15 protein-coding genes are annotated in these 16241 nt (G+C 43.8%); 9 read left to right on the top strand and 6 right to left on the bottom strand.

Features of this window, described 5'->3' with window-relative positions:
• Positions 1-2: 2 nt before the first annotated feature.
• Positions 3-1145 carry an exonuclease SbcCD subunit D gene (locus tag B5D54_RS03080; RefSeq protein WP_078925020.1) on the bottom strand — a complete coding sequence of 381 codons (1143 nt, stop codon included), beginning with the start codon at positions 1143-1145 and terminating at the stop codon, positions 3-5.
• 168 nt (positions 1146-1313) lie between these two features.
• Entirely contained in the window at positions 1314-2294 is a 981-nt protein-coding gene (gene cra / locus B5D54_RS03075) for a catabolite repressor/activator (RefSeq protein WP_229601182.1), read from the bottom strand.
• Between the two features lie 304 nt (positions 2295-2598).
• Here cra and fruB point away from each other — a divergent pair, with 304 nt between their 5' ends.
• Genes fruB through fruA form a run of 3 tightly spaced genes read left to right on the top strand, consistent with a single transcriptional unit; the run spans position 2599 to position 6463 of the window.
• On the top strand, positions 2599-3744 hold the full coding sequence (gene fruB, locus B5D54_RS03070) for a fused PTS fructose transporter subunit IIA/HPr protein (RefSeq protein WP_078925018.1): 1146 nt from the start codon (positions 2599-2601) through the stop codon (positions 3742-3744).
• 10 nt (positions 3745-3754) lie between these two features.
• Entirely contained in the window at positions 3755-4708 is a 954-nt protein-coding gene (gene pfkB / locus B5D54_RS03065; protein WP_078925017.1) for a 1-phosphofructokinase, read from the top strand.
• Between the two features lie 18 nt (positions 4709-4726).
• Entirely contained in the window at positions 4727-6463 is a 1737-nt protein-coding gene (fruA, locus tag B5D54_RS03060) for a PTS fructose transporter subunit IIBC (protein ID WP_078925016.1), read from the top strand.
• A gap of 149 nt (positions 6464-6612) precedes the next feature.
• On the opposite strand, the gene B5D54_RS03055 is transcribed toward fruA, so the two are convergent.
• Entirely contained in the window at positions 6613-7641 is a 1029-nt protein-coding gene (locus B5D54_RS03055) for a LacI family DNA-binding transcriptional regulator (protein ID WP_078925015.1), read from the bottom strand.
• 233 nt (positions 7642-7874) lie between these two features.
• Here B5D54_RS03055 and B5D54_RS03050 point away from each other — a divergent pair, with 233 nt between their 5' ends.
• The 5 genes from B5D54_RS03050 (at position 7875) to B5D54_RS03030 (ending at position 12461) form a co-directional block, all read left to right on the top strand.
• Entirely contained in the window at positions 7875-8318 is a 444-nt protein-coding gene (locus B5D54_RS03050; RefSeq protein ID WP_078925014.1) for a PTS sugar transporter subunit IIA, read from the top strand.
• Positions 8319-8344: 26 nt separating this feature from the next.
• The gene (locus tag B5D54_RS03045) at positions 8345-8632 is read left to right on the top strand and encodes a PTS sugar transporter subunit IIB (RefSeq protein WP_078925013.1); all 288 of its coding nucleotides are present in this window, start codon (positions 8345-8347) and stop codon (positions 8630-8632) included.
• Positions 8633-8641: 9 nt separating this feature from the next.
• On the top strand, positions 8642-9898 hold the full coding sequence (ulaA, locus tag B5D54_RS03040) for a PTS ascorbate transporter subunit IIC (protein WP_078925012.1): 1257 nt from the start codon (positions 8642-8644) through the stop codon (positions 9896-9898).
• Positions 9899-10205: 307 nt separating this feature from the next.
• Positions 10206-11942, top strand: coding sequence for a diguanylate cyclase domain-containing protein (locus tag B5D54_RS03035; RefSeq protein WP_139364768.1), 1737 nt, complete (start codon positions 10206-10208; stop codon positions 11940-11942).
• 96 nt (positions 11943-12038) lie between these two features.
• A complete protein-coding gene (locus B5D54_RS03030; RefSeq protein WP_078925010.1) occupies positions 12039-12461 on the top strand; it encodes a universal stress protein in 423 nt (140 codons plus the stop codon).
• Positions 12462-12567: 106 nt separating this feature from the next.
• On the opposite strand, the gene B5D54_RS03025 is transcribed toward B5D54_RS03030, so the two are convergent.
• Positions 12568-13056: an RNA-binding S4 domain-containing protein gene (locus tag B5D54_RS03025; protein ID WP_078925009.1), complete on the bottom strand. Its 489-nt coding sequence runs from the start codon at positions 13054-13056 to the stop codon at positions 12568-12570.
• Positions 13057-13147: 91 nt separating this feature from the next.
• On the opposite strand from B5D54_RS03025, the gene B5D54_RS03020 reads away from it, so the two are divergent.
• Positions 13148-13612: a PPC domain-containing DNA-binding protein gene (locus B5D54_RS03020; protein ID WP_497012641.1), complete on the top strand. Its 465-nt coding sequence runs from the start codon at positions 13148-13150 to the stop codon at positions 13610-13612.
• Here the strand turns inward: B5D54_RS03020 and B5D54_RS03015 are convergent.
• Positions 13609-15201 (bottom strand): ABC transporter ATP-binding protein, encoded by a 1593-nt coding sequence (locus B5D54_RS03015; protein ID WP_078925007.1) that lies wholly within the window; start codon positions 15199-15201, stop codon positions 13609-13611. The two genes, B5D54_RS03020 and B5D54_RS03015, sit on opposite strands and share 4 nt — an antisense overlap.
• Positions 15201-16241 carry an ABC transporter permease gene (locus B5D54_RS03010; protein WP_078925006.1) on the bottom strand — a complete coding sequence of 347 codons (1041 nt, stop codon included), beginning with the start codon at positions 16239-16241 and terminating at the stop codon, positions 15201-15203. The genes B5D54_RS03015 and B5D54_RS03010 overlap by 1 nt, the downstream gene beginning before the upstream one ends.

Genomic DNA, 16241 nt, shown 5'->3' with positions numbered 1-16241 from the left:
AATTACAAAGACTCCCCTTGTTTAAGCGATTGAATGACTTGAGAGATAGCAAGCGCTTGTTGTTCCGATAGTGGCTCTTGTTTAGCCTCCAGAAAAAAATCCCGAAACATGTCCATTTCCCCACGAGCCAACCGCGCACGCCCCATGGCCTGATCTGCATCCATCAGCATTCCTGGTTTTTCTAAATGCAAAACATTAGGGTAAACTTTGCGTAACTTTTCCATCGGGTCAAGAATCGCGTGTTTATCCATTAGGCGCACCAAAAGATAATCTTCATAATGAGGGTCACACTGACCTTGCTCAATTAATGCTTGCAGATCACCTTCGATAATGCGCATGTCATGGGGGGATGACAAAGGAAGGTGTTGCGCTGATACAAACCCATCTTCATTTAACTCAACCAGTGTCATCCCTTTCTTCTGATGCTGCTCCGAAAAGCTATACTTCATCAAAGATCCACTATAGCGGATAAAGTCTTGTCCTTTCTGCTGAGGCTGATGCAAGTGCCCTAACGCTACATAATCAAAGGGTAAGAAATGTTCATGGTTAACTCGATCTGACCCACCAATAGAAAGCGGCCGTTCAGATTCAGACTCCATTGCACCATCGACAAAACAGTGGCTAATCAATACGTGACGTTGTGACGGGTCAAACTCTTCAACCATACGCTCGCAAAGATATTGATGGGCTTCGTCATGGCTACTCACTTTGTTTTGAAAGGCATCACGAACCAATTCAGGATCATTATAAGGCATACCATAGAATGCCACTTCCCCCGCCTGAGCAGACTTCAGCACCACTGGTGTTAGCATCTGCGAAAAATGACTGATGATATGCAAACCAGAGGATTGCAGTTGCTTGGCAGCAAAACCCAAACGCTTGGCACCGTCATGATTACCCGGAATAATGATCATCGGAATACCCATTTGCCCACAGACTTTGCTCACGACCTCATCCAATAGTTCAATGGCAGCCGTCGGCGGTACAGAACGATCATACACATCACCAGCGACAATCAACGCATCAACCGGATGTTGCTCCATGTATTGAATCATTTGATTAAGAACGTGCCGTTGATCATCAAGCAGTGACACATTATGAAATTGACGACCTAGATGCCAATCAGAGGTGTGCAGAAATTTCATTCCAAGCCTGTAAGCCAATAGGGATAATAACGCTATGATATACCTAACTAACTTCAAGATGCTAGGAACAATCGGCCCATGCTATGAGTTGGTTTCATCGCTTCACTGATAAAAAACTCACCAACCGCAAATCAAAACGGTGATGAGTTAATCATACAACGACAGAGGCTAACGACGAACCTTAAGCTTTCTTGCTACCAGTTCAATGCCTGTTGAGTAGCGTTTGGCCGAAGCGTTCAGTGCCAATGCTAGAGCACTATCAGCAATAAGTTCAAATTGTTGAGGTAATGAATTGATTTTTATGGGTAAAAAATCCAGAAGCCGATTATCACCAAAGGTAGCTAAATGCAACTTCTCCATTAATAATGGGTATTCCAAGAGCACATCCAAAATGCCTTCTAATAAGGTATATGATGTTGAGACAATCGCATCAGGCATGGTCTCTTCCCTTAACCACTGTTCAAAAATCCTTCGCCCCTCTTTTCGATTGAAGTGCTCGCCATACCCCACTAAGGCTTGTTTATTTTCAACTTTTAATGCCGCCTCAAAGCCTAGCTGACGTTCTTGAGAAATGCTGAGTTCGGGTAAGGCACCAATCAACCCAACCGTTGTTACCGATTCACTCAATACAGATTGGGTTAACTCAAAAGCCGCACCAAAATCTTCACTGATCACACAAGGAAAATATTCGTCATCTAAAGGGCGGTCAATCGCAATCACAGGTGTCCCGGCCTGCTGCATTTTCCAGTAGAATTCACTGGCCTCGGGCATACTGCTAGCCACAAACAGCGCATCAATCCGACGAGAAACCAAAGCCTGAGCAACATTTTTTTCTATATCTGCATCATCATCTGAGCAACCTATTAAAATTTGATAGCCAGCTTGTCGTGAGTTTTGCTCTAGCAATTTTGCTAATTTGGCATAACTGGTGTTTTCAAGATCAGGAATGATCAAACCAAAGGACCGACTATTACCCGCTCGAAGGGACGAAGCGGCTAAATCGGGTCGATAATTATGTTGCTCAACGACCGCCATCACCTTCTGTTGCGTTTTTTCACTGATTCGATATTTGGTCGCTTTACCATTAATTACATAACTTGCCGTGGTTTTAGAGACGCCTGCCAACTTAGCAATTTCATCAAGTGTCATATCCATTACTCTGGTTCTGTGCGTGGGATCATAGAAATAAATCTTCGATCCTAAATTGAGTTGAATTATACGCTGAATCGATTCAGTATTAAAGCTGAAAGGATTCAGCAAAAACCTAAATTGGTAGCCAAGTCGAGTTTTTTAGACTAAACCTAATAAAACAGACTCATTTTTATCAATGACCGTTTTGCTAAATTTTTTTGAACTTAAAGCTGAAACGATTCAGCTAACTTAAATAACCTTAACATCCAGTCATCAAGATTGGGGGTTAGACACAAAGCCTTGATGGGCTAAGGGGCCAAACATGCTGCAACTCTCACTTAAAGATATTCGACTAGAACAAACACCATCCAACAAGCAAGAGGCCATTCGTTCTATCGCGGCAGACCTGACAGAAAAAAAACTGGTCAAATCCGGCTATGTCCAAGGCATGCTCAATCGTGAGGCTCAAAATTCGACGTTCTTAGGTAATGGTATTGCCATTCCACACGGCACCATCGATACCCGTGACTTAGTACAAGAAACCGGAGTGGCCGTTCATCACTTCCCTCATGGTGTGGGTTGGGGTGACGGTAATACGGTGTATGTTGCCATTGGGATTGCCGCAAAATCCGATGAACATTTAGGTATATTGAAACAACTGACTAAAGTGTTGTCTGCTGATGGTGTTGAAGAGAGACTGAAACAAGCAAAACAAGCCTCAGAAATTGTTGCTCTACTGAATGGTGATGTTCAATTTGAAGCCGAGTTTGATGCATCCTTAATTCAACTTCATTTTCCTGCCAGTGATATGGTTCAAATGAGTGCCGTTGCAGGTGGACTCCTTAAAAATACAGGTTGTGCAGACAGCGAATTTGTCGCCGAGCTTGTGACCAAACAACCGACTCATTTAGGCAAAGGTCTTTGGTTGGTTAGCAGTGATAAGCAGGTAAAACGCAGTGGGATGTCTTTTGTTTCAACGGCTAATGATTGTGAATATCAAGGGATAACGGTAAAAGCATTAATCGCTATTGCTGCTTGTAACGCTGCCCATCGTGGTTTACTCGATAAGCTTTCTCAATTGGTATTTGCTCAACAGCAAGAAAAGCTATTACAAGCCGATGCAGGGCAACTCGTTGCACTTTTTACTCAAGAATCCTCGTCAGAAACCCCCACTCAGAGTGAAGCCAACCGTGGAGAAAGTGCCATTTTTAAAATTACCAATTCACACGGTTTACATGCTCGCCCTGGAGCGATGCTGGTGGCTGAAGCGAAAAAATTTGAGTCCAACATTAAGGTTTCAAATTTGGACGGTGACGGAAAGTCCGTCAATGCGAAAAGCTTGATGAAGGTGATTGCTCTGGGAGTGAAACACGGCCATCAATTGCAATTTACGGCCGAAGGTCCAGATGCGGCACAAGCACTGGAATCTATCGGCTTAGCCATTAAATCTGGCCTTGGTGAGCATTAAGGAGCGTCTTATGAGTAATAAAGTGGTCACCATTACCCTAAACCCAGCTTTGGATTTGACTGGCAGTTTAGATTCCTTGCAAGTGGGTTCCGTGAGTTTGGTTAAACAAGGCTCGCTTCATCCCGCAGGTAAAGGCGTCAATGTGGCTAAGGTGCTGAGCGATCTCGGAGCTAAAGTTACCGTTACCGGTTTTCTTGGCCTAGATAATCAAGAAATGTTTTGCCAGCTTTTTGAACAGATGGGGGCGGAAGATAAATTTATCCGAATCCAAGGGGCAACTCGTATTAATGTCAAACTGGTCGAAAAATCGGGTCAAGTCAGCGACATCAATTTCCCCGGCATTCATGTCAATGAACAAGATATTGCTCGCTTTGAACAAACCTTGTTCCAACTGGCTGAGGATCACGACTACTTTGTGCTAGCAGGCAGTTTACCTTCCGGCATTTCACCTCAACTTTGTGCTTCTTGGATAGAGAAATTGGGGTCTTTAGGTAAAAAGGTGCTTTTTGATAGCAGCCGAGAAGCCTTAGCGGTTGGCATTAACGCCAGACCTTGGTTGATTAAGCCGAATGATGAAGAACTGGCTCAATTTGTTGGCCGTGAATTGCACACCCCAGAAGCTTGCCGCCTCGCCGCAGAACAACTGGCCGATAAAGGTATTGATAATATCGTCGTCTCAATGGGAGCGGAAGGTACTATGTGGCTCAATCAAGGACAATGGTTACATGCCAAACCGCCCAAAATGGAGGTTGTCAGTACCGTTGGTGCGGGCGATACCTTAGTCGCAGGCTTGTGCTGGGGACATATGCAAGCAATGAAAAAAGAATCATTGATCACTTTCGCCACTGCGCTCTCCGCTCTTGCGGTGACACAAGTTGGCGTGGGTGTACCCAGTGTTGAACACTTAACTTCCCTACAAAAAGATATCCACCTACAACCCGTTAGTCATAACACTAACCACTAAGGACAGAAGGTCGAAACTATGAATATTGCCATTATTACCGCATGCCCCAGCGGGGTTGCCAATAGTATTATTGCCGCAGGTCTCCTTGAACAGGCGGCCAAATCGCTAAACTGGACGGCAACGGTTGAGTGTCACTCTTCCGTATTAGAAGCCCATACGTTAACAGAAGCAGAAATTGCACAAGCTGACGTGGTCATTATTGCTGCCAATACCCCTATCGATACTACCCGTTTCATTGGTAAAAAAGTCTACCAAAGTGATATTTCTGCCTGCACTAGCGATCCAAAAGCATATCTCACCATGGCAGCCCAACAAGCAGCAGAGCTTTCAGCTACAGAAGCCACCGCTTTCCAAGCACCAACTAAAACCAGCCATACCGCGAAGAAAATTGTTGCGATTACCGCTTGTCCAACGGGAGTTGCTCACACCTTTATGGCCGCAGAAGCGCTAGAAGAGGAAGGAAAACGCCGAGGACACCAAATAAAAGTAGAAACGCGTGGCTCAGTAGGGGCAAAAAATCAGTTAACTGCGCAAGAGATTGCCGAAGCCGATCTGGTGATCATCGCAGCGGATATCGAAGTCCCGTTGGATCGCTTTAATGGTAAAAAAATGTATCGCACTAAAACAGGGCCTGCATTGAAAAAAACCGCTGAAGAGATGGATAAAGCCTTTGAAATGGCCACGGTGTATCAGCACTCTGGTAACGCAAATGACAATGCTACCGATGAGAAGAAAGGGGTCTATAAACACCTCATGACAGGGGTATCACATATGTTACCCGTGGTCGTTGCTGGGGGGTTGATCATCGCCCTCTCTTTCGTCTTTGGTATTGAAGCGTTTAAAGAAGAAGGCACACTCGCAGCGGCGCTCATGTCCATTGGTGGTGGATCAGCGTTCGCATTAATGATTCCTGTTCTGGCTGGTTATATTGCCTTCTCCATTGCTGACCGCCCAGGTCTGGCACCAGGTTTAATTGGCGGTATGCTGGCTAGCTCAACAGGCGCTGGTTTCTTAGGTGGGATTGCCGCAGGTTTCATCGCGGGTTATTCAGCAAAATGGATTGCCGATAATGTCTCTCTTCCACAATCGATGGAAGCATTAAAACCGATACTCATTATTCCTTTTGTTGCCAGCTTAGTCACGGGTTTGGTAATGATTTACATCGTGGGAGGCCCTGTTTCTGGCATTATGTCCGCCATGACAGAGTTCCTAAATAGCATGGGTTCCACCAACGCTATTTTACTTGGTATTATTCTTGGAGCCATGATGTGCTTTGACTTGGGAGGCCCTGTCAATAAAGCGGCCTATACTTTTGGTGTCGGCCTACTTGCTTCACAAACCTATGCACCAATGGCGGCAATTATGGCGGCAGGTATGGTTCCTGCGCTAGGCATGGGTTTAGCCACTTTCCTTGCTAAAGACAAATTTGAAGCAGGTGAACGTGAAGCAGGCAAAGCTTCATTTGTACTTGGCCTTTGCTTCATCTCTGAAGGTGCCATTCCGTTTGCTGCAAAAGATCCGATGCGAGTTATCCCTGCCTGTATGGTAGGCGGTGCATTAACTGGGGCTTTATCTATGTTATTCGGCGCTAAATTAATGGCACCACACGGCGGCTTGTTTGTGCTGATGATCCCTAATGCCATTACTCCTGTGCTGATGTACTTAGTTGCTATTGCCGCAGGAACCGTGGTAACAGGGGCTGGTTATGCCTTCCTAAAATCACGCGCAGCTGATAAACACACAGCGACGGCTTAACTCCCTCTATTATTAGAAATAACGCAATAATTTTTTGCCAGTGAGTGCTCCTCTCACTGGCTTTTTTCTTTTTCTCTACCCGCATAACCCTATTAAGAAAAGCAAACTATTGCACTTTTGCGTTTACTTTGCCGAGCATAACGATCCGTTTAATTAATTGACGTGCTCGCCCGAGCTTGTAAGGTAAAACTCACTTCTGCCCTTGGTAAGGGTTCCTCATTCTTAATGGCACGCAAAAGCATTTCTGCGGCTTTTGCTCCCATTTTTTCATAATCTACCTCTAAACAAGTTAAGCTAGGAAAAGCATGAGCGCCCATCGATGTCCCTTCCAATGAGATGATGGCCATATCCCACGGCACTTTAATGACGCGGCGATGACATTCAAAAAGAGCCCCTATCGCAATCTCTTCATGGCTACAAATTAAGGCATCTAAGCCCGCCTCTCGCAGTAATAATTTACTCAACCCTTCAACCCCTAGTTGAGCAGAAGGACCTTCATGGGTCGTTAAAAAATGATCAGGGGTGAGATAATTTTCCAACATGGCACTTTGCCAGCCGTGTAATTTTTGCTGCAAGGTCGAATGTTGCGTTCGTGCCCCAATAAAACCAATTTTCTTAAAACCACGTTTAATCAAATGCTCGGTGGCTTGCTTTCCCATTTTAAAATGATCAACCGCCATTGTTAGGTAACGACTTTGGGTGTTAAGCTCACAAATTTCAATCACTTGAGTATTTGCTGTCTCAAGCAACTGCTGAGTTCTTGGAGAATGGATCGAACCAAAAACAACGACACCAGCTGGGCGGCTTTCCAAAAAAGTGGCTAATAATTTCTCTTCTTGTTCCGTCGAATAATCGCTGTAACCGAGTAGAAGTTGGTAACCGGCTTTATTTAGCGTTTGCTGAAATCGCGGCAAAAAAAGTGCGCTCGATTTTTCAACCAATGAAGGCAAGATCAAAGCAATGGAATAACTTTCCCCCGAAGCGAGCGCTCCTGCTGTTTTGTTGGGAATATAACCGAGTTCGTCGACCACTTGCTGAATTTTTTCTCTGAGCTTCTCTGAAACCAGTTCCGGTGTTCTCAATGCTCGAGATACTGTCATGCTTCCCACACCAGCATGTTTAGCCACATCGGCTAACGTCACGTTTCCAGTACTTTTTCTTTTACGAGGTTCATTCATTATGACTATCTGTTTTTCTTTTAACAGTACGCATTACATTTCATGACCTCGAGTGTAACGTAAAGCCCCTTAAACACAACCTCTTACCTTAGATCTCCCATCAAATGATAGCGCTATCACAAATATAAAAACCCCAGATAGATAGCGCTAACATTTGTGATATCAATCTATTTTTATCCTTCTAATGATCGATAGAGTTATTCGAAATTCACAACCTTAAGAAAGGGCTAGTCATGTTATGCGATCTCATTACTCAAGATGTTATCCGTATCTATCCCAATGCTCAAAACTGGCAAGATGCGTTAGAGAAATCCTGCTCAGCTCTGATTGAAAATGAGGCCATTGAGCCGCGCTATTTAGATGCCATTATTCAATCCCACCAAGAGATTGGCCCCTACTATGTGGTTGGCCCAAGGATGGCAATGCCTCATGCAAGACCTGAAGATGGGGTAAACCGATTATCCCTTGCGATCACCATCATCCAGCAAGGCGTCCCCTTCGATGCCGATGAGAATGATCCCGTCAAACTGCTGGTAACACTCGCAGCAACAGATAGTGAAAGCCACATCGAAACCATCGCGCAACTCGCTGAGTTATTGATGAATGAACAGCATGTTGCACAACTTTGCCAAGCGAATAGCGTCGACGATGTTCTGGCCGTCATTCGCCAATATTAACTCCTCTTTTTACAAAAGGTATGAACATGAAAATTATGGTGGTTTGCGGGCATGGTCTAGGGACCAGCCTTATGATGGAAATGAGTATTAAATCCATTGTTAAAGAACTCAATATTGAGGCAGAGGTGGATCATATTGATCTCGGTTCAGCCAAAGGTACTCAATGCGATATCTTTATTGGTACAAGAGATATTGTGGAACAACTGAATGCTTTAGGCGTTGAGCAAAAAATTGTCTCGCTAGATAACATGGTCGATAAAACGGCAATGAAAGATCGCCTATCCCTTGCCCTACAAGAGCTTGGTATTCTTTAAGGAGAAATCATGGAATTCTTTAATTTTTTAATGAAAGATGTGCTTTCTGAACCGGCTGTCTTAGTGGGTTTAATCGCACTTATCGGCCTCATTGCTCAGAAAAAAGCGATAACAGAATGTGTTAAAGGAACAATAAAAACCATTCTGGGCTTTATTATTTTAGGAGCGGGTGCGGGATTAGTCGTTAATTCATTGGGTGATTTTGCGGTGATATTCCAACAAGCCTTTGGGATCACTGGCGTCGTCCCTAATAACGAGGCAATTGTTTCCATTGCTCAGGAGGCCTTTGGTAAAGAAATGGCGATGATCATGTTCTTTGCTATGCTGGTTAATATTCTGATTGCTCGTTTCAGCCCTTGGAAGTTTATCTTCTTAACGGGCCACCACACATTATTTATGTCAATGATGGTCGCCGCTATTCTTTCATCCAGCGGTATGACAGGCATACCATTAATTGCGTTGGGCTCTATTGTTGTTGGCTCAGTGATGGTCTTTTTCCCAGCAATTGCTCATCGCTATATGAAGCAAGTCACGGGTTCTGATGATGTCGCCATCGGCCACTTCTCAACGCTATCCTACGTATTAGCGGGGTTCATTGGCAGTAAATTGGGTAATAAAGCACACTCAACCGAAGAGATGAATGTGCCCAAAAGTTTACTTTTCCTACGTGATACCCCCGTTGCTATCTCATTTACAATGGGCATTATCTTCATTATTACTTGCTTATTTGCTGGGGGGGATTTTGTACGTGAAGTCAGTGGCGGAAAACACTGGTTTATGTTTGCATTAATGCAATCCATCACCTTCGCTGGTGGCGTGTATGTGATTTTGCAAGGGGTGAGAATGGTCATTGCAGAGATTGTTCCAGCCTTTAAAGGGATCTCTGACAAATTGGTACCTAATGCAAAACCGGCTCTTGACTGCCCGGTTGTATTTCCTTACGCACCGAATGCAGTTTTAGTCGGCTTTCTCTCTAGCTTTGCCGCTGGGTTAGTCGGCATGGTGCTCTTGTACGCGATGGGGTTGACTATCATTATTCCGGGTGTGGTTCCTCATTTCTTTGTCGGTGCAGCCGCCGGGGTATTTGGCAATGCTACAGGGGGAAGACGCGGGGCCATTCTTGGCGCATTTGCACAAGGCTTACTCATTACTTTCTTACCGGTTTTCCTAATGCCAGTATTAGGCGACCTTGGCTTTGCTAACACCACCTTCAGTGACGCTGATTTCGGTGCCGTTGGTATCTTGCTGGGTCTTATCGTACGTTAACCTCATTCTTCTTCAGTTCGTTGGAGCTTTACACCGATGAACTGAAGAAAGTCAATGATAAAAACCGCATTGAGCGATCTCTTCTCTTATCACAACCTCTAATGAAATGTTGAGCATTTCTCAAATCTATACAAATAAAAGATAATATAAATATTAATAATAAAAATATGCTAATGTTTTAAATACATTATCTGGATTTATCTTGGTTATTTAACCTCAGAAAAATCTGTGTCGGGATTCACTCATTCAGCGAGTACATAGATTGGCTGGTAACGTGCTTTTAACAAGACATTTCCTTGGAGTATGTTTGGTATTCATACTATCTTTTACTCCTATCACTGGGGCGGAACCAGATTGGACACAACGTCCCGTTTTAGCATGTATCGACCCCGATTGGGAACCATTAGAAAAAATAACCGAAGATGGACACTATGTCGGTATTGCCGCAGATCTATTACGGCTTATTTTCCAACGCGCACAACGTGATCTTCTCATCCTACCAACGAAAGATTGGAACGAAAGCTTAGAGAAATCCCAATCTGGAGAGTGTGATATTTTAGGGCTCTTAAACAAAACCGAGTTGCGCTCTCAATGGCTTAATTTTACACGCCCCTACTTTATTGATCCGAATGTGGTCATCACTCGTAATGAACATCCTTATATTGAAGATTTAGCCCAACTCAATCGTCATCGTGTAGTTTTACCCACAGGCACCTCCATCTATGAATTTATTAAGCGGGATCATCCAGAAATTGACTTAATCCCTGTGGAAACCGAATGGGAAGCCTTTGACCTAGTCGATAGAGGGATTGCAGATGCAACGTTACGTTCATTAACTGTCGCCGCCTATACCATTCGAAATCACGGTTGGTTTAATCTTAAAATTGCAGGAGAAATCCCTGATTATAAAAATTTACTAAGGATAGGTGTTCGGCAAGAACATACCCAACCTCTCGAACAACTAGATGCCGCTATCGCCACCCTCGATATTCACGATATCAACTCTGCAATCAATACTCATATCCCTATGTTGATTAACTATCGATATAATTGGAGCCTTATTGTAAAAATTACATTCATTTCTATATTGGTTATTTCTCTTATACTTATCGGTGTTTTTTTCCTATATCGCTCACACAAACGCTTGTTTCAGTTAAAGCAAACTCAGGAACAACTTTTAAGAGACAAAGAGATTATGGAAGAGCAACTTCGTGAAAGTGAACATTTTTACCGTTCCTTGGTCGATACTGCCCATGAAGGCATTTCGGTTATTCAAAATTATCGCTTTGTCTATGCCAATCGACACTTGACGGACATGACAGGTCAGACAATTGAAGAACTCAAAGCACTCCCCTCTTTTATTGAATTGGTCACTGAGCCTTTTCAGCAACAAACCCTCCAATATCATCAAAACCGATTGAAAAGAGAGTCGGTAGCTCAACGTTACCAGACTCAATTACAGCATACAGATGGTCGGCATATTGATGTTGAAGTGAGTGGCATAATTGTAGGATGGCTTGGAGAACCGGCTTCTCTAAATTTTATTACCGATATTACCGAGCGTAAAAGAGCGGAAGATAAAATCACCTATCTAGCGAATCACGACCCATTGACAGGATTAGCCAATCGACGTTTGCTGATTTCAAAGATGGAAAATCTAATTAAAAGAAATATTGAATTTTCCATTATTTTCATAGATTTAAATCAATTTAAACCCATTAACGATACTTGGGGACATCAAGTCGGCGACGAGTTATTACAAGCGGTAGCCCATCGACTGGTCGAAAAACTAGGAGCTACGGACACCTTTGCACGTATTGGCGGTGATGAGTTTGTTATGCTCATAGAAGGCAGTGCGGTTGATCAAAGGCTCATCAATATTGAGCAATCTTTTCTCTTTCCGTTCCAACTAAAAGAGAACTCGATAAAAATAAGCACCAGTTTAGGAGTAGCCCAATACCCCCATGATGGTAGCACTACCGCTGAATTAATTCAGTATGCCGACAAAAAGATGTATCAGAAGAAACGCTCTTTACTTAACTAATTACACTAACATTTTCTTATTTTGTAACCACTTCGACACTATTTTTCCTCCCAAAGACTATGATGAGAGAAGTTATCTCAATATAGGAGTGTAGTGATGACATACCAGCATATTTTGGTTGCACTGGACTTGTCTGATGACAGTAAATTGCTTATCGATAAAGCGATTTCTTTTGCTAAATTGCTTAATGCTGAAATTTCGCTGATTCATATTGATGGTGCCATTGGCGAAATCTACCCAGATTTAGTGGATATTCAAGCAAATCCCGACCATAGACCATTGACTGAACATTCTAATAAACGTCTGCGAGAACTGCAAAAATATACGGATTTTCCCATCAAGCACTTTTATGTTGGAACGGGAGATTTAAGTAACAAGTTAGAAAAAACGATCAGTGATAATGGGTTTGATCTACTCATTTGTGGGCATCACCATGATTTGGTTAGCCGAGTACTTTCTTATTCTCGAAGCCTAATCAATCACTCTCCGATTGATATACTGGTCGTCCCGATGCCATGATCTCTCTTTAGGTTGTCCTTTGTGCTAGTGATCAGGCAAAGGACAACATCATCCATCCACTCAGTATTAACCGCAAGCCTACAAATCGTTAGCTGTCATACCACCTCTAGAAAAAACGAATAGCACTGCGCCCTCCTTTAGAAGCCGGTGAGGTATTATTTTCTGGACCCTCTACCCCTGCTGTGTTTTTTTCCTTATTTTTGTTCTGGCTCCCTCTTGCTGAACCTTTTGTCATAGGGTTAGCTTTCCCTTCTTTTCCCTTTTTTTTCATGGGTGATGAAGACGCTTTTTTCTTATCGACCGTTGGCTCTGATTTTTTTTGTTCAATAGGTGCACTGACCGTAAGAGGCACATCACAAATTACTAAATAATACTCTTGGTTAAACTCCACCAAATCACCATCGTAAAGTTTTCTGCGCTTACGAGTCTCTAATTCACCATTAACAGCAACATAACCTTCGGCTATTGCATATTTTGCCTCACCTCCGCCACTCACAGCATTAGCAAGCTTTAAAACTTTATAAAGTTCGATGGGTTGGGCATCAACCTCAATACCGATGGCTTCAATTTCTACTTCTTCTGGATGATCATTCATTGGGGATTCTACTTTTCTCGCATAACCGTAGGCAGTAGTGTATACCGAATCGATATCATGACAATGTTTCTATTCTACTGAGCTTTATTGCATTGAACACGATGTATGGGATTGGTACTATTTCAGCCATTCTTTTCCGTCTTATCATCAAGGCTCTGCCATGGAACTCATCGCAACACGTCTATTACCGGGAACCGATCTTAAACTGGCGATACAAGCGCTCGTCACTCAACATAATATTCGTGCTGGAACCATCGCTTCTTGCGTAGGCAGTTTATCGACGTTAACCATTCGCTTAGCAGACAGTACCACCATTCTACAGCAAAGTGCTTGCTTTGAAATTGTCTCTCTTATGGGTACATTGACACCGGAACATCAGCATCTACATATCTCTGTCGCCGATCATCAAGGGCAAGTATGGGGTGGACATTTACAAGTGGGTAATATCATCAGCACAACGGCTGAGCTGATGATACATCACTATCCTGAACACCAATTTTCTCGCCAATTTGATCCCAACACTGGGTTTACCGAGCTCACGATCAACCCATATTAGAGTGAGGAAAGCCGGACTAAAGTTTGAGTATAAGGGTGGCTTGGAGAAGAAAAAAGTTGGTCTGTTGGCCCTTGCTCTACAATTTCCCCTTGCTTCATCACAATGGTGTAATGACATAACGACTTCACCACATTTAAATCGTGGCTGATAAATAAATAAGTTAACCCATATTTTTCCTGCAACGACTTTAACAGATCCAGCACTTGAGCCTGAACCGTGCGATCCAACGACGAAGTCGGCTCATCGAGTAAGATAAACTCCGGTTTTAAAACAAGCGCTCGGGCTATTGCAATGCGCTGCCGCTGCCCTCCTGAAAATTCGTTCGGGTAACGGTGACGGGTATTTGGATCCAGTCCAACCTCTTCCATCGCTAAACAGATAGCTTCATCGATTTCTGTGGGAGAGAGTTGGCTATGTACGGTCAACCCTTCGCCAATCACTTGAGCCACCGACATGCGAGGATTTAATGCGGAAAAGGGATCTTGAAAAACCACCTGCATCTTACGCCGAAATGGCAACATCGCTTGTCTACCAAGCGATTGAATCGTTTGATTGGCATAGCGAATCTCACCACTCGAATTGACCAACCTTAATACTGCCATGCCTGTGGTTGATTTTCCTGAGCCGCTTTCCCCCACTAGACCAATCGCTTGACCTTGACGTAACTGAAATGTCATCCCTGTGACCGCTTTAACATGATCTATAGTGCGTTTAAAAATCCCGCCTTTAATCGGAAACCACACATTCATGTGCTGAGTTTCTAACAAAGAGGGGCTATCCGCATTGACAGCGACAGGCTTGCCACGTGGATCCGATTCAATCAGTAATCGGGTATAAGGATGCTGCGGCGCAGAAAATAATTCCGCGCAGTGATTTTGTTCAATCACTCGTCCCTCTTGCATCACCGCTACACGATCGGCAATACGTCGAACAATGCTTAAGTCATGAGTAATGAACAGCATCGCCATGCCTAACTCTTGCTGCAAAGATTTGAGCAAATCTAAAATCTGCGCCTGAACCGAAACATCCAACGCCGTGGTTGGCTCGTCGGTAATCAAGAGCTCGGGTTTATTGATCAACGCCATCGCAATCATCACCCGCTGCCGTTCTCCTCCAGATAATTCATGAGGATAAGCATTAATTTTCACCTGTGGTTGTCGAATCCCGACTTTTTCTAACCAAGTCATGGCTAAGGATTCTGCATTGCGTTGACGCATCCCACGATGAATAGCTAAAGTTTCTACGAGCTGTTTACCGATTTTATGCAGCGGATTTAATGACACCATAGGTTCTTGGAAAATCATGCCTATCCGTCCCCCGCGAATGCCTCGCAGTTGACGCTCTGAACAGGTTAATAGATCCAATCCCGCAAACGTGATCTTGCCATGCTGGTAATGTGCTGAACCTTTCGGTAAGAGTTTTAAAATAGCGTTGGCTGTGACTGATTTGCCAGAACCACTCTCCCCCACTAATGCCAACGTTTCCCCTTTATGAATAGAGAGGGAAACTTGATGAGTCACCGTTTCTATCGCTTGTGCTCGACCAAATCCAATCGAGAGATCGGTAATGGTTAATAATGGTTCGCTCATTAGCCTCTTCCTTGCACATGTGGATCAAACGCATCACGCACCGCTTCACCAATAAAAACTAGCAGTGTGAGCATCAAAGATAAGACAACGAACGCCGAAATACCCAACCACGGGGCTTGTAAATTCGCTTTGCCTTGCGCTAATAATTCGCCTAGTGAGGGTGAACCCACTGGCAAGCCAAAACCGAGAAAGTCCAGTGAGGTTAAGGTGGTGACTGAACCCGATAAAATAAAAGGCATCATAGTGAGTGAGGCAACCATGGCGTTGGGCAACATATGTCGGAAGATGATTCGGGTATCTTTTACTCCCATCGCTTGTGCTGCACGAATATAATCAAAGTTACGGCAACGCAAAAACTCCGCGCGTACCACCCCCACCAAGCTCATCCAACTAAATAACACCATGATTCCAAGTAACCACCAAAAGTTGGGTTCGACAAAACTAGACAGGATAATTAACAAGAATAAGGTCGGCATGCCTGACCAGACTTCAATAAAGCGTTGTCCGAACAGATCCAGCCAGCCGCCGTAGTAGCCTTGGGTTGCTCCCACCAAAACACCAATCACCGATGAAATAATGGTCAATGCAAAGCCGAATAATACTGAAACCCGAAAGCCGTAGATAATTCTGGCTAATACATCACGTCCTTTGTCATCCGTACCCAGCCAGTTGACAGAATCCGGTGCAGAAGGCACCGAGCCGACCACATTGAGATTGATGGTATCGTAGCTAAACCGAATCGGTGCCCAGATGAGATAGCCTTTTTGCTCAATTAATTCCACCACATAAGGGTCGGTATAGTCTGCTTCTGTCTCGAACTCGCCACCAAAGCGGGTTTCGGCATATTGAGTAACGACAGGGAAAAACCACTGATGGTCATAAGAGACCAGCAGCGGTTTATCATTGGCAATAATTTCAGCAAACAGACTCACGATAAAGAGCAGTGAAAAAATCCACAGCGAATAGAAACCTCGCCGATGAGATTTAAACCTTTGCCAGCGCGCCTGAGTTAATGGATTAATCATTGATTTCTTTACCAT

The sequence above is a fragment of the Vibrio cincinnatiensis DSM 19608 genome, assembly GCF_900167345.1.
Lineage (GTDB): Bacteria > Pseudomonadota > Gammaproteobacteria > Enterobacterales > Vibrionaceae > Vibrio > Vibrio cincinnatiensis.
This window is presented reverse-complemented; position numbering and strand designations above follow the sequence as displayed.